At 34.7% G+C, this 19,683-nt stretch carries 20 protein-coding genes and 2 pseudogenes; 16 read left to right on the top strand and 6 right to left on the bottom strand.

The features are described 5' to 3' along the window. Positions 1-78 precede the first annotated feature (78 nt). Entirely contained in the window at positions 79-837 is a 759-nt protein-coding gene (locus CJ190_RS08270) for an SDR family NAD(P)-dependent oxidoreductase (RefSeq protein ID WP_070598362.1), read from the top strand. Positions 838-957: 120 nt separating this feature from the next. On the opposite strand, the gene CJ190_RS08265 is transcribed toward CJ190_RS08270, so the two are convergent. Beyond that, positions 958-1,890, bottom strand: a complete 933-nt coding sequence (locus CJ190_RS08265; RefSeq protein WP_070598360.1) for a sugar-binding transcriptional regulator — start codon at positions 1,888-1,890, stop codon at positions 958-960. 306 nt (positions 1,891-2,196) lie between these two features. Between CJ190_RS08265 and CJ190_RS09280 the strand changes: the two are divergent. Both CJ190_RS09280 and CJ190_RS08260 read left to right on the top strand, forming a co-directional pair. Then, positions 2,197-2,295: pseudogene (locus tag CJ190_RS09280) on the top strand (MurR/RpiR family transcriptional regulator); the annotation flags it as partial. 207 nt (positions 2,296-2,502) lie between these two features. Further along, the gene (locus CJ190_RS08260; RefSeq protein ID WP_230081171.1) at positions 2,503-2,802 is read left to right on the top strand and encodes a phosphoheptose isomerase family protein; all 300 of its coding nucleotides are present in this window, start codon (positions 2,503-2,505) and stop codon (positions 2,800-2,802) included. Between the two features lie 805 nt (positions 2,803-3,607). On the opposite strand, the gene CJ190_RS08255 is transcribed toward CJ190_RS08260, so the two are convergent. Further along, entirely contained in the window at positions 3,608-4,369 is a 762-nt protein-coding gene (locus tag CJ190_RS08255) for a sulfite exporter TauE/SafE family protein (protein WP_308216818.1), read from the bottom strand. Between the two features lie 239 nt (positions 4,370-4,608). Between CJ190_RS08255 and CJ190_RS08250 the strand changes: the two genes are divergently transcribed. From CJ190_RS08250 to CJ190_RS08235, 4 genes are read left to right on the top strand one after another with little or no spacing between them, the layout of a single operon-like run. Next, a complete protein-coding gene (locus CJ190_RS08250; protein WP_102164684.1) occupies positions 4,609-5,913 on the top strand; it encodes a PTS sugar transporter subunit IIC in 1,305 nt (434 codons plus the stop codon). 16 nt (positions 5,914-5,929) lie between these two features. Further along, entirely contained in the window at positions 5,930-6,256 is a 327-nt protein-coding gene (locus CJ190_RS08245) for a PTS sugar transporter subunit IIB (protein WP_070598358.1), read from the top strand. 5 nt (positions 6,257-6,261) lie between these two features. Continuing rightward, complete coding sequence (locus tag CJ190_RS08240; RefSeq protein ID WP_070598356.1) at positions 6,262-7,755, top strand: sulfatase; 1,494 nt, start codon at positions 6,262-6,264, stop codon at positions 7,753-7,755. Positions 7,756-7,769: 14 nt separating this feature from the next. Then, entirely contained in the window at positions 7,770-8,630 is an 861-nt protein-coding gene (locus tag CJ190_RS08235; protein ID WP_070598355.1) for a formylglycine-generating enzyme family protein, read from the top strand. A 387-nt stretch (positions 8,631-9,017) separates the two neighbouring features. Here CJ190_RS08235 and CJ190_RS09295 read toward each other — a convergent pair. Further along, a pseudogene (locus CJ190_RS09295) lies at positions 9,018-9,332 on the bottom strand (ISL3 family transposase); the annotation flags it as partial. 388 nt (positions 9,333-9,720) lie between these two features. After that, positions 9,721-10,557 (bottom strand): DeoR/GlpR family DNA-binding transcription regulator, encoded by an 837-nt coding sequence (locus CJ190_RS08230; RefSeq protein WP_070598353.1) that lies wholly within the window; start codon positions 10,555-10,557, stop codon positions 9,721-9,723. Positions 10,558-10,751: 194 nt separating this feature from the next. Between CJ190_RS08230 and ulaG the strand changes: the two genes are divergently transcribed. The 9 genes from ulaG (at position 10,752) to CJ190_RS08185 (ending at position 18,005) form a co-directional block, all read left to right on the top strand. After that, a complete protein-coding gene (gene ulaG / locus CJ190_RS08225) occupies positions 10,752-11,828 on the top strand; it encodes an L-ascorbate 6-phosphate lactonase (RefSeq protein WP_070598351.1) in 1,077 nt (358 codons plus the stop codon). Between the two features lie 35 nt (positions 11,829-11,863). Next, positions 11,864-12,313, top strand: coding sequence for a PTS sugar transporter subunit IIA (locus CJ190_RS08220; RefSeq protein WP_070598349.1), 450 nt, complete (start codon positions 11,864-11,866; stop codon positions 12,311-12,313). Between the two features lie 21 nt (positions 12,314-12,334). After that, on the top strand, positions 12,335-13,816 hold the full coding sequence (locus CJ190_RS08215; protein ID WP_070598347.1) for a PTS ascorbate transporter subunit IIC: 1,482 nt from the start codon (positions 12,335-12,337) through the stop codon (positions 13,814-13,816). A gap of 45 nt (positions 13,817-13,861) precedes the next feature. Then, positions 13,862-14,155 (top strand): PTS sugar transporter subunit IIB, encoded by a 294-nt coding sequence (locus CJ190_RS08210; protein ID WP_070598345.1) that lies wholly within the window; start codon positions 13,862-13,864, stop codon positions 14,153-14,155. A gap of 44 nt (positions 14,156-14,199) precedes the next feature. Further along, positions 14,200-14,838 carry a 3-keto-L-gulonate-6-phosphate decarboxylase UlaD gene (locus CJ190_RS08205; protein ID WP_070598344.1) on the top strand — a complete coding sequence of 213 codons (639 nt, stop codon included), beginning with the start codon at positions 14,200-14,202 and terminating at the stop codon, positions 14,836-14,838. A gap of 75 nt (positions 14,839-14,913) precedes the next feature. Continuing rightward, entirely contained in the window at positions 14,914-15,609 is a 696-nt protein-coding gene (locus CJ190_RS08200; RefSeq protein WP_070598342.1) for a GNAT family N-acetyltransferase, read from the top strand. Positions 15,610-15,646: 37 nt separating this feature from the next. Further along, positions 15,647-16,504, top strand: a complete 858-nt coding sequence (locus CJ190_RS08195; RefSeq protein WP_070598340.1) for an L-ribulose-5-phosphate 3-epimerase — start codon at positions 15,647-15,649, stop codon at positions 16,502-16,504. Beyond that, positions 16,497-17,213 (top strand): L-ribulose-5-phosphate 4-epimerase AraD, encoded by a 717-nt coding sequence (araD, locus tag CJ190_RS08190; protein WP_070598338.1) that lies wholly within the window; start codon positions 16,497-16,499, stop codon positions 17,211-17,213. Before CJ190_RS08195 ends, araD begins: the two co-directional genes overlap by 8 nt. 111 nt (positions 17,214-17,324) lie before the next feature. After that, complete coding sequence (locus CJ190_RS08185; protein WP_070598336.1) at positions 17,325-18,005, top strand: HAD family hydrolase; 681 nt, start codon at positions 17,325-17,327, stop codon at positions 18,003-18,005. A 152-nt stretch (positions 18,006-18,157) separates the two neighbouring features. Here CJ190_RS08185 and CJ190_RS08180 read toward each other — a convergent pair whose 3' ends face one another. Then, the gene (locus CJ190_RS08180) at positions 18,158-18,838 is read right to left on the bottom strand and encodes an HAD family hydrolase (protein WP_070598335.1); all 681 of its coding nucleotides are present in this window, start codon (positions 18,836-18,838) and stop codon (positions 18,158-18,160) included. Between the two features lie 12 nt (positions 18,839-18,850). Beyond that, positions 18,851-19,522 carry a fructose-6-phosphate aldolase gene (locus tag CJ190_RS08175; RefSeq protein WP_070598333.1) on the bottom strand — a complete coding sequence of 224 codons (672 nt, stop codon included), beginning with the start codon at positions 19,520-19,522 and terminating at the stop codon, positions 18,851-18,853. Between the last annotated feature and the right edge of the window lie 161 nt (positions 19,523-19,683).

Genomic DNA, 19,683 nt, shown 5'->3' with positions numbered 1-19,683 from the left:
CAACGGTTTGTAATCGCTTTCTAAACTATTTTTCCTTATAATGAAACTGTAAGAGAAAATTTGAATGGAGGAATGTCAATGTTTGATTTATCGAATCGTGTGGCTGTAGTAACTGGTGGCGGGACCGGAATTGGTAAGCAATTTGCGACAGCTCTAGCTAGTCAAGGGGCTAAGGTAGCGATCCTATCCCGGCGGCAAGAAGTGCTTGATGAAGCAGCCAAAGAGATTGAAAAGAAAACGGGTGCAGAAATTTTCCCCATTTCGACGGATGTGACCGATCCTGAATCGATTAAGGAGAGCCACCAAGCGATTTTAGATAAGTTTGGTAAGGTGGATATCTTAGTCAATAATGCGGGTGGAGGAAATAATGCCCCACTAACGGAAATTACCGATGAAGCTTGGCACAAGACCTTCAACCTTGACGTGGACGGAATGATGTACATGACCCGTGAATTTGGGGCCAAGATGGTTGATAATGGCTATGGCCGGATAATCAATGTGGCATCGATCCTTGGTTTCGGAGGTTTGCCAGAGTTACCAATTATTGACTACGCTGCTGCTAAGGGTGCGGTGGTTAACTTTACCCGGGCAGCGGCAACAGAGTGGGCAACCACTGGTGTGACCGTTAATGCGATCGCCCCCGGTTTCTTCGCGTCTGAAGCTAACGACGCCGAAGCTATGGAAGCGATGAGTGACTTTATTGAAGTTAGAACCCCGATGAAACGCCCAGGTAAGCCTGGCGAATTAGCCAGTGCCGTGGTTTTCTTAGCTGCCGACGAGTCCACTTATGTGACCGGTCAAATTGTGGGTGTTGATGGTGGCTGGACTGCGATTTAGGTTTGATGTGATTGTTTAGTGATTAAAATTTTACTAATAGAAAATGAAACAGGCCTATGATAAGCTTCTGACTTATCATAGGCCTGTTTATTGGATGGGTATAGGCGATGGATTAACTAGCTAAATGTTTTCACACAGAAAGCGTGCGGTATCAATGTCGGTAATTAATTCATCAATATACTGACTCTTGATGGCAGAGAGGATACTGATATGTTTCTTTCTCCCGCCTGCGATACAAATTTTACGGTCAATTTGAGCGAAAGCTTTTTGAGAGACACTAATCCGACGTTCCTCTAATTCTTGAAGGATTTCATTCCCTTCTTGGTTCAGAAAGATAATCGAGGCAATATCGCTAGCAGTATCACTTTCCTTGATGAGGGCAGTTTCTTTTTCAGACAGGTAACCTGTGGAGATGATGTTATTTTCTTCGTCGTTAGGGTTACCAATACTGAAAATGGCGAGGTTAGCCTGGCTAGTCTTATCGATGGTCGCTAGGACGTTGGGGTCATGCATATACATATCCGCAGCGACCTGACTTTGGGCAAAGGCAGGGGCTAGGATTGTGGCTGATTTGGCTAGGTAGTTCTCGGCCAACTGGTTAGCAATGGAATTAGAGTGACGGTTGAAGTTTTTATCCCCGTGGCCACCAATTAGGGGGGTAAAGAGGGCTTTTTTATTGAGGTTGCCATAGCAGTGCTTGGTTAATTCTTGGAGGGTTTGCCCCCAACCGACAGCGATGATGTCATTTTCTGCTAGAATGGTATTTAAATAATTGCCCGCCATTTGGGCCAAAGAGGCGCGAACGTCATGGTTATGGATATCGGTAACCATGACGTTTTTGAGTTGGAATCTTTCTTTAATGATGCGCTCCACGTGCTCGTAGTTAGGCGTGTCATTGACGACGACGGTAATAATGCCCATGTCACGGGCTTTCTTGAGCATACGAGAAACTTTAATCCGGGAAATGCCTTCTTGGTCAGCAATCTCTTCCTGGGTGAGATTGTGGTAGTAGTATGATTTGGCAACGCGGATAAGGTCTTTTTTACTGTTCATGTGATCACCTCGTGGTATATATAACAATGATACGGGAAGAGGGGAGGGAAGGCAAGAAATTTATAAGCTTTTTGGAGACGAGAAGCGAGCCAAGTTTATCCGTTAATAATATACAATATTATGACTACTGTTTATATTTTTGCCAGGAAATGCTTTCTGCTATAATATATTTTATCGGGAATGCTTCACTAAGGAGATGTATTTATGGAAACTAGCATAGCAGAACTGATTAAGCAAAAGTATAACCATTTGCCTAAGTCACAAAGAAAAGTAGCTGATTATATTTTAAATCATTCTGACTAACTAATTAATAATACATTATCAGACCTGGCGGCTGCATCAGGAGTCAGTATTCCTAGTGTAGTTCGCTTTACTCATGCGATTGGCTACTCTGGTTTTAGTGAGTTTAAGAAGTCGATTCTATTAGAAACAGGCCAACAACAAAATCAAAAGAATGGTTCTGAGAAAACCTCTCGTGTTAACCTGGATTTTTCTCCAAATGATTCCTTGAGTGATGTTCCCGAAATGGTAGTGAACAAGTCCATACGTGGAATGCAAGAAACTTTAAATTTATTAGATCATCAAGATTTTGAGGAAGCTATACAAAAAATTGTGTCAGCCAGACGTGTGAGTATTTATGGGATCGGAACCTCTTCTAGTGTTGCCTTAGACTTTGTCAGTCGCCTGATTCGTATTGGTATACCTGCTAGTTATTATTCAGACATTCATCTACAGCAATTGGCCGTTCTTTCATATACAGAAATAGAAGGAATGAATAACGAAACAAAACTCCTTAAGCGAACAGGTTATGTCTATCAACGTTTTGACCATTTACGCACAAGAATACTTCTGATTTCTCGATTAGTATGTAATCAATTTGACCCACGACTAATCACCTTTTCAGAAGAGTAATAGTTCCTCTCTTCTGAATTCCATTGGTTATTTTAAACATGTTTATTTTTAATCTAATTGATTCGCCGCAGGTGAAAATGAAGACTGTGGCAGACTATTTTATTCTGGCGATTATCACTGCAAATAAAATGCCATACCTTTTTGAGGTATGACATTAACAATTAAAATTCTCATCAACAGTATTTGACAAAGAACCCTATTAGAATTCTTATTAACACTATTTGACATAGAACCGAATAAGTGAAAAAATTATGCTTTTCCAAACAAGGGCGGCAAGTCTTTGTGGGTATATGTTCCAGAAATTTGATATATTTTTTTAGGTGTCAGTATTATAAACTGTATGCAAAATACAATAAATAATCTATTCCTAATGAACATCGATCTCACAACGTGTTTCAGTTATAACGTTTATATCGAGCATTTCTGTATATTTTAATGAAGTAATAAGTTCGGTAATGATGCTCTCTTTTTACATTTTAAAATGTATTTAACTCATCATAAGAATAAAAGATTCACTTAGTTTTATATAAAGGAAGGTATGATTTTGTAAAAACTCTTGATTTGTATTGCATATTTTAAATATGATAGCAGCTTTATTTCTGTGACAATATACAACGTATCACGTTAATATAGTTTTATATATCTATTTTTTACATTGAAGAGTTATTGTAAACTATTAAAAAATTTCTGTCATTAAAATCGCTCATTTTATTAATATAAGTTCAAAACGCGGGATGTTTTGTATCAAGATATCGATAATAAGAAGGAAGTATTTTCATTAAAGTTTCATAAAAGTGGTGATACATTATGATAATATTTGATAAGCATTATAAATATTTATAAATATAACAAAAAGTATAATAATTTTAAATAAATATTTTATCTTATTTTCAGATATTTTATTAGATATAACTGCACCTAATTTCCCACCTATTAGTGCTGCAAAAATGATAAAGGGAATCATTGAAATATCAATATCTATTAAACTAGATGTAATAAAAAATGTGACTAATTTAGATAATTGCGAGAAGAAGATAATGCATATCGAATAAGTTGTAGCTCGCTTAATTGGAAAATTAAACATCAGCATAAGTAATGAAACATTAATTGGACCGCCACCGATTCCTAAAAAGCTAGCTAAGAACCCTAATAAAAGTCCACAAAGTAAATATGATATTGTATTATGTAATTTGAAATTTTCCCATATATTCATGGAATGCAAGTAAGAAAATAATAATGAAATAATTGTTAATATAACTTGTATTATTGTTATATAATTTTCATTGTTTGTCATTATTAATAAATAAGTATATGTATATTGCCCTAATATTCCACCTAAAATAGAACCAATGGCTATTTTAAATATCATATTCCACGAAAAAGAGTTATTATTTTTAATTTGTGTTCTTGTAGAAATTATTGACATAGTGAAGACAGCTAAGCTTGAAAAAAAAGAAATTTCTTTAGGACTATGAATATTAATAAAATCAAGCATTGGTTTTATGATAACACCTCCCCCCATTCCAGATATAGAACCAATAGTATTAGCGATTAGAATAATTATCATGTATAGTATCCCTATTATTAACAAGTTAAAAACCCCTATCTTTTCTGTACTTAAATTTATCTTTTGGAAACGCTTACTATATTATAATAGTTATTTTGGTTAAAAAAAGATTAAGGTGACATATTTAGTGTTTGAATAAACATAAAATGTTTGAAATTTATAAACTAAACATATAAATCTTTGTAAGCGCATTCAAATTCTAATAAAATGTTTTATAGAAAGATGAGGAGGTTAAGGACATGCAAATATTAGAATTTTTACAAGCGTTATTGTTAGAACCTGTTATAGTTATTGGACTATTAGTTTTTATTGGATACTTATTAAGTAAAAGTGGAGCTGTAAAAACTATTACCGGCACAGTCAGTGCTATGGTTGGTTTATTACTCATTCTTTTTGGTGGATCAATGTTTTCAAATACATTTAAGCCAATTGTTGAAGCTGTGAGCTCTCATTATGGTATAACAGGTTACCTTATGGATCCCTATGCTATGCGGTCTGCAACTCAGGAGTTATTAGGTGATCGATTTGGTTTTGTTGGATATGTATTTATTATTGCTTTTTTTGTTAATTTATTATTTGTATTCTTCGGCAAATATACAAAAGCTAAAGGTATTTTCTTAACAGGGAATACTGGGGTTGCACATGCACAAGCATTCCTATGGTTAGTTATATATATTTTTGGATTTGGAACATTAACAAGTTCAATAGTAGCCGGTATAATCCTAGGTATATTTTGGGCGTATGGAACAACTTTGCCTATAAAAACTATTAATCACGTTACAAATGATGCTGGTTTTACAATTGGGCATAATCAAATGTTTGGGATTTGGTTTTTTGGTAAAATAGGACGGTTTTTTGGAGATCCGGAAAAAGAAGATGCTGAGAAATTAAGTTTACCTGGGTGGTTAGGAGTTTTTGATCATAATGTAACTGCTATAGCCATCATAATGACAATATTTGTTGGGGGGTTCTTATTATCTATCGGTATCCCTAACGTTCAGGAACTAGCGGGAAAAGAACATTGGCTAATTTATATTATTAAATTAGGATTACAGTTCTCTATGTATATGGTAATTCTACTCCAAGGTGTAAGAATGCTTGTCGGCGAAATAAACCAATCTTTTAAGGGAATTCAAGAACGATTAATTCCCAATGCAGTTCCAGCTGTTGATGTAGCTGCTTTATTGCCTTTTTCACCTAATGCAGCAACACTAGGATTTATTTTTACAACACTGGGAACTGTATTTACAATGGGACTTTTAGTTCTTTTTAAGAGTCCAATAATGGTTTTACCAGGATTTGTACCTTTATTCTTTTCTGGGGGACCAATAGGTGTAGTTGCTAATAAATATGGTGGGTATAAATCTACTATTATTTGTACATTCTTACTGGGAATTATTCAGACTTTAGGTACCGTTTGGGCAATATTAATATCAGGTGTTGGTAATAGCATCGGATGGACAGGAATGTTTGACTGGGCTACAGTAGTTCCATTTATTACAGAAATAATGAGATTTGTTGCTAAAGTGTTTGGGTTAGGATAAAGTGGAGGTATATTTGATGACTAAAGAATTAATAAAAGTAATTTTTGTATGTGGATATGGTGTAGGAAGTAGTGCAATGAGCGCTATGCTAGTTAAAAAAGGACTAGATAAATTAGGTATTCCTAGCGAAGTTGAACATACTGCAGCAGGTGAAGCTTCGAGTTATTCCAATTGGGCGGATATTGTAGCAGTAAATAAGAAATTAATAAATATTGTTAATGTTGATTCATTTCCAGAGCAAGACATTATTGAAGTCGAAAATATAATGGATGGAGATGGAATAGCAAAGCAAATAAAAGATATTGTGGAAGAAAAATATCCTGAACTTATAAAAGGAGATTAAAAAGCATGAAAGCAATAGTTGTGTTATTTGATAGCTTGAATAAAAATTTTTTACCATGCTATGGTGCAAAAGATGTATATGCACCAAATTTTGAAAGATTAGCAAAAAAAAGTATAAAGTTTGAAAATAGTTATGTTTCAAGTATGCCATGTATACCTGCAAGAAGAGAATTGCATACTGGTAGAAAAAACTTCTTACATAAGGAGTGGGGACCTCTGGAACCTTTTGATGATTCTATGCCTGAAATATTGAAAAAGAATGGGATATACAGCCACCTAATAAGTAATCATATTCATTATTGGGAAGAAGGTGGAGGTAATTTCCATACCAAATATTCATCTTGGGAAGTGGTAAGAGGTAGAGAAGGGGATCACTGGAAAGGAAAAGTTGGAGACCCATATATACCTGAAAATGCATACACTCCTACGAATCAAGCAGGTACTAGCGTTTCTAGTGGCTGGCGAAGTGATTGGGTAAATCGAGAATATATTAAGAATGATAATGATCAACCTCTAATGAAAGTTTTTGATTTGGGAATTGACTTTATTAAGGAAAATTTTGATGAAGATAATTGGCTTTTACAAATTGAAACATTCGACCCACATGAACCATTTCTTGTTATGGATCATTATATGAAAAAATATAATGATGAGTATAAGGGAAGACATTTTGACTGGCCTAGAGGAAAAGTCAAAGGTGAATCAGAAGAAGAAATTAGTCATGTAATAAATAAATATAAAGCAGCCCTTACAATGTGTGATATGCAACTAGGTAGACTTTTAGATTTAATGGATCTAATAAATTTATGGGAGGATACTCTATTAATAGTTGGAACTGATCATGGCTTTTTATTAACTGAGCACGATTATTGGGGAAAGAATCAAGCTCCATATTTTAATGAAGTTGCCAATACTCCTCTATTTATTTATGATCCTAGATTGGACATTAAGAATGAGACGAGAAAATCTTTAGTCCAATTTATTGATTGGGCACCGACAATTTTAGAGTTTTTTAATATTGATATTCCTAAAGATATGGAAGGTAAGTCGTTAAAAGATGTCCTAAAGGATGATGATGAGATTAGGGAAGCTGCTTTATATGGCGTCTTTAGCGGTCATGTAAATGTTACTGACGGTAGGTATGTTTATATGAGAGCTGCTGAAAAAGGAAAAGAAAATCATATTTATAATTATACTTTAATGCCTTCCTATATACATAATGCCTATGGGGTTGAAGAACTAAAAAACGCTGAATTTGTTGATGGATTCAGTTTTACAAAGGGACTGAAGGTGTTAAAAGTTCCTGCTAAAGATAAATATGGTGTAAATTCATTTGGAAACCTTCTATATGATCTGCAACAAGATCCTAAACAGTTACATAATTTAAAAAATAAAACATTAGAAGAAAATATGATAAATAAATTAGTCAAGCTAATGAAAGAAAATGATGCTCCTATGGAACAGTATGAGAGATTGGGAATAGAGGACTATTATGAATAGAAAGGAGTTTAAATATGATTTCTATAGATGAGGGCTTTTATAGAATTGGTACAGATGATAAAAATATAGGCTTAGCAACAGATGTCGAAACTCCAAATATATATTATTATTCGAATAGTTTTCAAATTTCAAAATATACAGTAACTAATCTAGAGTTTTCAAAATTTGTAGATAGTACAGGGTATACAACTATTGCGGAAAAAAAAGGGTATTCATATGTTTTTCACTCCCTATGTTCCGAAGATCAAAAAAATAAAGCTGTTCATATAAAAGATTTACCTTGGTGGTTAGAAATAAAGGGGGCTTATTGGAAATCTCCTGAGGGAGAAGATTCTAATATTGAAAAAAGGATGGATCATCCTGTGGTGCATATTTCTCTAGAGGATGCCATTGCATATTGTATTTGGGCAGGAGAAAGACTACCTACTGAAGCAGAATGGGAAATAGCAGCCAAAGGTGGAACAAATTATGACAAATATCCTTGGGGAAATGATATAACATTAAATGGAAAGTACATGTGTAATGTTTGGCAAGGTGATTTTCCTGTATATAATTCACTTGCTGATGGATATTTGGGCACAGCACCAGTTAACACATATCCAAGCAATCAATTTGGTTTATATCAAATGATCGGTAATGTTTGGGAGTTATGCTGTAACCCACCTAAAATTGATTTAAATGAATTTAATTCGGTAACTTCCGAGCAGTTCTGGAATACTTGTGTAGAAAAGGGTTTTGATTATTGTGCTATGAAAGGTGGCTCATTTTTATGTCATCCTTCATATTGCAATAGGAATAGAATTGCGGGAAGGAATGGAGTACGTAAAGACACGACATCAAGTAATTTAGGTTTTCGAACAGTAAAGTCATATTAATAATTATAATTTTAAATAATATAAATTTTTAATGGGGATAAAAGGTAACATTTTTCATTATTCCAAGAGATATTTTGATATCATAAAATAAATTAATTTACAAAGTTTAGTTCTAATACAATGCTTTATTATAATTGTATAAGAGATGGTGTTAATGAGAGCTGTCGTTCTTCATGGACACCATTTTTTATATGCAGTGAAAGTCGCTAGAATGAAAGAAGTCTGCCACAGGCGAAAAAGAAGCCTGTGGCGAATCGATGAAATATAGAAAAGAAGGACTAGACTCCTATTAAAAAGTGATTGGTCGTAGGTCAAATTGATTACATACTAATCGAGGAATCAGAAATATTCTTGTGCGTAAATGGATAGCCATAACCTGTTCGCTTAAGGAGGTTTCGCATTAAAAGTTGTTCGGCAATGTTTACATAGGAAACGTTGTTTCGTAAGACGTAATGTCACCGGGTGATTGCCATTGATAGTATTGAGAAGAATTTCACTTGAATAAAAACCATTTTAAACGATATCTGCATGTGCTTCGTTTGTGTGACCACAGTGTGGGCAATGAGTAGGCTGATCGGTTAATTTTCAAAAAATAATTTTATGGAAAACGTCTCCTTTTTTCTCGTCTACTACTTTTTCTTTTAATTCTATATTTTTATCTTTTATATTAAAGAGATTTTGTATACAATTGCACTGGGTCATGGAATCCGCCTTTCTGTGTTTTGGTTTGTATTTTCAGTATAGGCATTCCATAGCTTTTATATATCAAAAAATGTGCCAATGAAGAGCCTATGGCCTTCACCAGCACCAATTATTATAGAGCCCTAAAAAATTATGAAAAAAATAGGAAATTATTGATATTGTTGAATATTAAGTAAAAATTATACATTTTATGTTTATTTTTTATTTAATAGTATAAAAATTCTCCTAAATTAGATTTTTTCTATTTAGGAGAAAATGCTAAATAATCAATACCTAAATTTTATAAATATACTATTTTAATAAATTATTGTATAGAAATTTTATTTTTATATCTGTATTTAGTAATAATTAAGGAGTAAATATGTCGATGTGTTAAATAAATATGTATTTAAGTGAAATGTTGGTCGATTTCTTCTTTTGAAATGTTAGAATCAACTGTTACTGTAATTACTTGTATACCTGACTCTTCGATTTCTTTTATAGCCATACTATCGCAAAATTCATCAGTTATCAGTATGTCTATATTTTCAGAACCACATACGTAAAAATTAGAATCATTATTAATTTTTCTATAATCTGCAACAAGTATAACTAATCCATTTGTTTTTTCAACCATTAAACGATTAATTTTTGATTCATTGGCATTACTCGTCGTAACTCCATTTATTAAACTAAAACCTGAACATCCAACAATAGCAACATTTGCAAATACTTTAGAAATAGCTTCTTCTGCAATTTGACCAGTCAACGCTTCTTTGGGAAGACGAAGTTCACCACCAGTTAATATAGCGCTAGAAGCAGGGTTAATGGACTCTTTATGTATTTTTTCGTGAATTTTTAAATTGTTAGTAACAATTGTAATTTCTCTATTTGAAAGAAAATCCAATGCGTATAAAGCAGTAGATGAAGTATTTATGAATACAGTATCACCATTTTTAATGAATTTTGCTGTCATCTCACCTATTGATATTTTTATTCGTTCAATATTTGAGTTAGTGGGGCTGCTGTCATGAAAATCATAATTAGAGCTAATTATAGCATATCCATGGTGCTTTTTTATAATACCCATTTTTTCCATTTTATTTAAATCTCTTCGAATGGTCATTGTAGAAACATTAAATTTTTTTGCTAAATCACTCACCTTGATTCCAGAATTAGGAGAAGATTTTAGTAATTTCTCTATATTATTATGTCGTTTTTGTATCTCTTCTATTGAATTTTTCATTACTGATCCTCCTTTCGATAACTATTTAATAATATATTAACATACACTTTTAAAAAGATTTAAAACAGATTAATAAAACGTAAATTCAAACATAAAATAAGCAAAAGATCATATAATATGTTGTAAGCGCTTTTGTTTATTCGTATAATGAACATGTAAACAAAGGAAATTAAATTAATTAGGAGGAATACCTTATGGCTAACTTTGCTAAGAATATTAATGAGATCACTAAAGAAATGTGGCTCAAAAACACTTTTCCTGAATGGGGAACTTGGTTAAATGAAGAAATTGCTAATGCTGAGGTTCCAGAAAATACCCTATCTATGTGGTGGTTAGGAAATATGGGGATTTGGATTAAATCAGATCAAGGGACTAATGTTGTTATCGATATGTGGAATCAAACAGGAAAACAAACGATTGGTTCCGGACAAATGAAAAAAGGCCATCAAATGATGCGTATGTCTGGGGTACGTAATTTACAACCTAACCGTCGTAATCAACCTTTTGTTATTGATCCATTTGAAGTAAAAGATATTGATGTTTTATGTGTGACCCACTCTCACTCAGATCACTTAGATCAAACCACTGCTGCAGTAGTTACAAAGAACTGCCCGAACGCAACTTTTGTCGGTCCTCAAGATGTTGCCGATAAATGGATCTCATGGGGCGTTCCAGAAGATCGTATTCATGTATTGCATCCAAATGAATCGGTGAAGGTTAAAGATGTTGAAGTTGTAGGCTTAGAATCATTTGACCGTACAATGCTCTTGACAGTTGATGATCCAGAGGAATCATTAAAAGGAAAACCTGTTCGTGATATGGATGAACTAGCATTAAACTATTTAGTGAAAACTAATGGTGGCTCTGTATACCATGCAGGAGATTCCCACTATTCAAATATGTATGTAAAACATGGTAAAGAACACGATATTGATATTGCCTGTGTAGCCTATGGTGAAAACCCAATTGGTATTACTGATAAATTAACATCATCAGATGTTTTAAAAGTGGGCGAAGCTTTACGGACTAATGTTATTATTCCAGTCCATTATGATATTTGGTCTAACTTTATGGCTGATCCTAAGGAAATTCTTTACTTATGGAAATACCGTAAAGACAGAATGAATTATCAATTTAAACCATTTGTATGGCAAGTTGGTGGGCGTTATGATTATCCAGGCGATACTGACCACTTTGAATATATGTATGATCGTGGATTCCACGACGCATTTGATTATGAAAATGATCTTCCTTATGATTCCTTCCTATAATTAAAAAAGTTTAAATAAGAAAGTTGCGTGCGAACATGCTGAAATATTTTTATGACAAGGGATTGATAAACTATCCTGAAAAACAACCTAAGGATTGGGAAGAAGCTGTTCGTGTGAGTTGTGACAAATTAATTGAAAAGAATTTAATTACAAAAGATTATGTAGATGCCATTGTCCAATCGGTTAAGGATAATGGCCCCTACATTGTAATTGTTCCTGGTATTGCCATGCCACACGCACAAGCAGAAAATCCTGGTGTTCTAGGTACAGGAATAAGTTTTACTAAATATATGAAGCCAGTGAAATTTCATGATGAGAATACTGGAGAAGATCATTATGCGGAGTTATTCTTTACTTTAGCTGCTAAAGACCCCGATGAGCATTTACAGAACATTCAAAATTTAATGGAATTACTGATGGATGAAGATATTGTTGAAAAACTAAAAGAAACAAATAGTATAGAAGATTATAAAAAATTGCTTTAGTTGCTCTAAAAGGGGGAGAATATGGTGGAAACTTTAGGAAATTGGCTTTTAGCTATTTGGACATTCTTTGCTCAAAATATTTTAACTCAGCCTGCTTTTATGATTGGCTTTATTGTTTTAATTGGGTATATCCTTTTAAAACGTCCGTGGTATGATTGTTTAGCTGGTTTTTTAAAAGCAACTTGTGGATATTTAATATTAACGGTAGGTTCCAGTGGTTTGATTAGTAACTTTAGACCGATTTTAGTAGGTTTAAAGGACCGCTTCAATTTAGATGCGATGGTTATTGACCCGTATTTTGGTCAAAATGCTGTTACAGCGGGTGTTGAAGAAGTCTTTGGACGTACATTTGGTGATGTCATGCTTCTATTATTAATTGCTTTTATTGTTAACATTGTTTTAGTTCGCTTTAACAAACTAACTAAATTACGTGCACTATTCACCACAGGTAACGTACAAGTTCAACAAGCTTCTACAGCATTTTGGATTATGTTATTCTGTTATCCAATGATGGATCGTTGGTGGGTATTGATTATTATGTCAATTATCCTAGGTTTGTATTGGGCTGTAGGTTCAAACTTAACTATTGGTATTTGTCAAGATTTAACTGATGGTGGGGGCTTCGCTGTTGCCCATCAACAAATGTTTGGTTTAACTTTCTTTGCTAAATTAGCCGAAAAATTTAAACCTAAAGATGGTAAAGAATTAAAGAGAATGGAAGATATTCAACTTCCAGGTTGGTTATCTATCTTTAATGAAAATATGGTATCTACCTCTATCCTAATGCTTTTCTTCTTTGGGATTATTCTAACAGTGTTAGGAAAACCTTATTTAGTAGAACTAGGTGCTTTAAAAGCAGAACAAAACTTCTTCTTCTATATTATTCAAAGCTGTCTTTACTTTGCGGTATATTTAGCAATTTTACAGTTAGGTGTCCGTACTTTCGTTGGAGAACTAACGGAGTCATTCCAAGGTATTTCAAATACAATTTTACCGGGAGCTGTGCCAGGTATTGATATTGCTGCTACTTTTGCATTTGGTTCACCTAATGCGTCAACGGTAGGGTTCTTATCAGGTGCTATCGGGCAATTCTTAATGATCGCTTTGTTAATAATCTTTAATTCACCGACAATTGTTATTGCTGGATTCATTCCTATGTTCTTCGATAATGCAGCTATTGGCGTCTTTGCTAACAACCGTGGTGGTTATAAAGCAGCCATTGTCTTGCCATTTATCTCTGGTATTGTGCAAGTTATTGGGTCAGCCTTGTTTGCAACTTGGATTGGGCTATCTACCTATGGTGGATACCTTGGAATGTTGGACTGGGCAACCGTATGGCCAGGATTTACAATTATTATGAAAGCCTTAGGTTACGTGGGTATTGTAGTAGTCATTGCTATTTTATTCGCAATTCCACAATTACAATATCGGAAGAATCCAGAAGGATATTTCATGGAAGTAGAAGATTACGAACAATATAAAGAAAAATTTGAAAAAGCTTAACTTGATTAATAAAGAGATGTAAGTAATAAAAGAGGAGGGTTCTACATGCGTGTATTAGTATCATGTGCCAATGGATCAGGAACAAGTTTAATGTTACAAAAAAGTGCTCAAAAAGCCTTAGAAGAATTAGGTTTTAAAGTGACTGCAATTAACCATACTTCAATTGCAGAAGGAAAATCAACAGCTAAAAATTATGATGTTGTCTTTACTCCTTTAAACTTTGTGAATATGTTTGACCAAGCGGCTAAATCAGGAGTAACAGTTATTGGTGTCCAAAACGTCATGTCAGCAAAAGAAGTAAAACAAAGAATTGAAGAAAGCGACCTCAAACCTGAATAGGCTATTTGGATAGATATTTATGAAAGAAAGGGAAGAAGATAAAAATGTCCTTACCTAAATTACAAATTGCTTGTGACCACAATGATTTACCTAGTGCTCTAGCTGATATTAAAGCTGTGGGTGAAATAGTGGATATTATCGAAGCTGGAACGATTTTGTTATTACAAGAAGGTAGTGAAGCTGTACGTTGTTTCCGCGCACTTTATCCAGATAAATTAATTGTTGCAGATCCAAAATGTGCAGATGCTGGTGGTACGGTGGCTGCTAACTTTAACTCAGCAGGAGCTAACTTTATGACTTGTATTTGTTCAGCAACTATTCCTACCATGGAAGCTGCTGCTAAAGAAATTGAATCAGTTCAAGTTGAACTTTATGGTGATTGGACCTATGAACAAGCTCAACAATGGTTGGATGCTGGGATTGATCAAGCAATCTACCATCAAAGTCGTGATGCTTTACTAGCTGGTGAAACTTGGGGAGAAAAGGATCTTAATAAAGTGAAAAAACTTACTGAGATGGGCTTCAAAGTATCTGTAACTGGTGGTTTAAATGTAGATATTTTAGATCTCTTTAAAGGAGTCGATGTGTACTGCTTTATAGCCGGACGTGGAATTACACAAGCCGATGATCCTGCTCAAGCAGCAACTGATTTCCAAAATAAAATTAAAGAAATTTGGGGATAGATAATTACTTTCGAAAGTTCAGTGTTTTGTACTTATTTACACTGAACTTTTCCTTTATTCTGCTTTGGAGGAGATATGAGACTAAATCGATTTAACCAAACAATAGGTGACGAAATTGAAGATGAAGAAATAGAAGAAATTCCAGTTATTCACTGCCTTAATGGTAATACTGTTCAAATAGAAAAACTGAATTATTCTAAGCATAGCGAGGACTTGTATCCTTTATTAGGGCCATCATCTCCATTAGAATTATGGACTTATCAAAGTAAGTTACCCCCCAAAAATCTAGCTGCTTATGAGCATCGGTTAAGAAAAATGGAAGAATCAGATGATCCTTATTATTTAGTAATAGTGGATAAAGAGAGTAGAAACGCTGACGGAAGTTTTGCACTTCAATCTATTGATTCAAAAAATTTTGCTATTGAAGTTGGTCATGTCTTTTATAGCAAGAATCTTCAGAAAACCATTCAAGCAACTGAAGCACAATTTTTATTAGCTCAATATGTGTTTGAAAAATTGAAATATCGGCGTTATGTATGGAAGTGTGATAGTTTGAATAAAGCTTCTTGGCATGCAGCTGAGCGGTTAGGTTTTAAATATGAAGGAACTTTTAGACAAGAAAAAATTTATAAAGGGAGAAACCGTGATACAGCATGGTTTTCTATGCTTGATAGTGAGTGGCCTTTAAATAAAAAGAGAATATTAAAATGGCTATCACCTGAAAATTTTGATGAAGGTGGAAAGCAAATACACTCGCTATCTTCTATGTAGTTATAAATCATATATATTAGTAAAAGAGGGATATATTGTGGTAACATTAGGGATTTATGAAAAAGCTTTACCTAAAAACATTACTTGGTTGGAACGACTTCAACTAGCTAAAGAATTAGGTTTTCAATTTGTAGAAATGTCAGTTGATGAATCTGATGAGCGCTTAGCTCGTTTAGATTGGACTAAAGAAGAGCGCAAAAAAGTAGTCGATGCGATGTATGAGACTGGTGTTAGAATATTTTCAATTTGTTTGAGTGGACATCGTCGCTATCCTTTTGGATCGAGTGATCCAAAAATTAGAGAGCATGCCTTAGAAATGATGGAAAAGGCTATTGATTTAGCTGTTGACTTGGGAGTTCGTAACATTCAATTAGCTGGATATGACGTATATTATGAAGAGAAAACATTAACTTCCCGTGCTTTCTTTATGGAAAATCTTAAAAAAGCTGTTCATATGGCAGCTTCTAAGCAAGTGATGTTATCGATTGAAATAATGGATGATCCATTTATTAATTCAGTAACGAAATTTAACCGTATTAAAAGCCAAATTCATTCACCATGGCTACAGGTCTATCCTGATTTAGGAAATATCAGTGCATGGCCTGAAAATGATGTTGCCTATGAACTCGAATTGGGAATTGATGAAATTGTAGCCCTGCATGTGAAAGATACGAAAAATGTCACTGATGATTACCCAGGAAAATTTAAGGAAGTGCCTTTTGGAGAAGGCGATGTCGATTTCTTAGGCTGTTTTAAAACATTGAAGCAGTTAGATTATCACGGAACATTTATGATAGAAATGTGGTCAGAAACATCAGATGATCCCGCTGAAGAGATCAAGAAAGCAAAAGATTATGTTCTACCAATTATGAAGGAGGCAGGCTTCAATGTCTAGAGAAGAAATTATTCAACAAATGAAAGAAGATGTTTGTGCGGCTAATTTAAAACTACCTGAATATGGCTTAGTTACTCTTACTTGGGGAAATGTTGCTGAAATAAATAGAGAACTTGGTGTTATTGTTATCAAACCTAGTGGTGTTCCTTATGAGACCATGAAGCCCGAAGACATGGTAGTTACTGATTTAGATGGTAATGTTCTAGAAGAAGATAGTCTTAGACCTTCTTCTGACTTACCTACAGACGTTGTGCTCTTTAGAGAGTTTCCAGAGATAACGGGGATCACTCATACTCACAGTATTCAAGGTGCGGCTTGGGCGCAAGCAGGACGTGATGTTCCAGTTTATGGGACAACACATGCTGATAATTTCTACGGACCTATTCCTTGCACACGTGATCTAACCGAAGAAGAAGTTGAAGAAGCCTATGAAGAGAATACAGGTCATGTTATTGTAGAAACTTTCAAAGAACGTGATATTGATCCAGTAGCTGTGCCTGGCGTTTTAGTACGCAATCATGGGACCTTTTCCTGGGGCGATTCAGCGATGAAATCTGTTGAAGTTGGTAAGGTCATTGAAACGGTATGCGAAATGGCTGAAAGAACCGAAACCCTTTCAAGAAACGCTCAGAAACCAATTCCACAATATTACTTAGATAAACACTACTACCGTAAACACGGTAAAAATGCTTATTACGGACAAGGTTAAAAGTAATATAACTACACTTTATGAGGTGTTGACTTAGGATGTGGTCAACACCTTTTGATTACTTTACTTTAGAGTCATCGATAGCTAAAAATAGAAGGAAGTGTACGAATTTTGGAAACTTTTAAAGATATAAAATTGGTAATTTTTGACTTAGATGGTACCTTGGCAGATACTATCTACGTTTATCATGATGGCTGGAGAAAAGAATTAGAAAAATATAATGTAGATGTTTCCCAAGAAACTTTAAATTCTATGATTGGTCAAACCAGTGATCATAATAATAAAGTTCTAATGAATTTAGCAAATTGTAGTGAAAAAGAAGTTCAAGATATCATGAAAAAAAGAGATGAATATTTTTATGATCAATTAAAAACAGGAAATGTAAATGAAAAAAATGGAGCGATGAGTTTAATAACATCATTAAATGAATCTGAAATACCTATTGCTGTAGCAACGTCATCGCCTGAAAAGCGTGCTCAAACAATTTTAGATACTCTTGGTTTTTCGCCATATGTTTCATATGCTATTTATGGTGAGCAGGTCAAACAAGGAAAACCGGATCCCGAAATCTATCTTAAAGTATTAAATCATTTTTGCTTAAATGCAGAGCAGGCTATAGTTGTAGAAGACTCTTTCGCTGGATTATTAGCAGGCACTCAAGCAAAAATATCAACTTTTTTTGTTCCAGAAATCTCTTTAACCAATTCACAATTATCGAAGGTTGATAATGAGTATTTTGAGGGAACTTTTGAAAATTTATATGATGTAAAAAATTATATTTATAATCATTAATTGCTTATTTCTTGAAAATTATTTGAATTGCATCAAAGAATAGTATATGCTCCTTTGATTTTACCAGGCTATTACAAACTTTAAGTAAAAAAATAAAAACCAGCACCTACTAAAGCTATCTAAGCTTCGGTAGACGCTGGTTTTTTTGTATTTTATTTATCGAATACGTCCTTTATTTCTATTAAAGAATTATAAACACCAATGACATACTGCTCATCCACTTGGTCAAATTCACCATCTCTTAAAGGAATTTCCGGGACGTAAAAGGTGGCTAGCTTGGCACGGCTACTAGCTAATAAGCCGTTTAATGAATCCTCGATTACTACAGCCTCTTGGCTACGGACTTGGAAATGCTCCAAGACTTTAAGATAAATATCTGGCTGAGGCTTGCCGTGTTCGATTTGATTGCCATAAATGACGAAATCGAAATAAGGCATGAGACCACTAATTTCTAAAATATCCTTTCCGCGGTCAAGGGGAGAAGAAGTGGCTACAGCGAGCGATAAACCAGCAGCTTTCAAGTGGTCTAACAAGTCGACTGCTCCCGCTTTTAAATCAATCTTTCCTTGCTTAATGACTGCTTGAAAATACGCATTCCGTTTTTCGCGCGCTTCTTTAGCTAAGGTCTCGTCACCTCCAAGAATCTCTTGGATTAAACGATTATTATGTTGGCGGGTTCCTCCCCGCATTTTTTCGAGCTGGTCTTGGCTAATGCTAGTATTATAATCCTTCAACACCGTCCGCCAGCCTGCTTGATAGATCTTCTCGGTATCCACTAGGGTACCGTCTAAGTCAAAGATAACTAATTTGATTTGCTTAAGGTCTGTCTTCATCGCATCCATTCCCTAAACAAAACTCTCTCGGTCATGCATAGCGGTCCAGTCGGCTGAGAAATCGGAGACTGCTTTTTTTATATTAGCGTTTTCCACAAATTTGTCCACAACGTCATCGCCAACAGTAATATACTGGGCCCCGGCTTCGAGGGCAGCGGTGACTTGGTGGATATTCTTAAAGGAAGCGGCAATGATTTCAGTCTGGCTGTTGCTGCGAGCGAGTTGGTAAGAAACTGATGAAATCACTTCATAAGGGTCGGTATCCAAGTTCAGCATGCGGTTCACGTAAGGAGCTAGGAAATCTGCACCTAATTCAGCTGCTAGCAAGGCTTGAATTTTGGAATAAATGGCAGTAGCGGTAATCCGGACTCCTTCTGCTTTCAAGGTCTTGATGGCCCGTAAACCGTCTTTATTAACTGGAATCTTGATGCAAACCCGGTCATTAACAGCTTTAAGAATCGCATGGGCATCCCGAATGATCCCGTCATAATCCTTGGCAACGACTTGGACATGGAGATCCTTGTCAGCGCCAATTACTTCTTGGATCTGCTGCAAGTGGTTAACCACATCAATCTTACCCGCTTTTTTCAGGATGCTGGGGTTTGTGGTGACTCCTTCTACAGGTAAGTAGGTCACATAGTCTTTAATTTTGTCTAAATTAGCGGTATCCAATACCAATTTCATGGCAATCGTCCTTTCTTCACTGATTAATGATCCGGCCTCTCTCATGGAGGCCTTTTTTTCTTCCTACTATCTCTAGTTTACTAGAAATATCAAAAATGTCAGCGCTTTTATTTAAAGATTAATCAAAGACTTTTTCCATCGGGTGAAAATTCCTTGTATTA

Source organism: Aerococcus loyolae, assembly GCF_002871915.2.
GTDB lineage: Bacteria > Bacillota > Bacilli > Lactobacillales > Aerococcaceae > Aerococcus > Aerococcus loyolae.
Note: the sequence above shows the minus strand (reverse complement) of the source record. Positions and strands in the feature narration are given on the sequence as shown.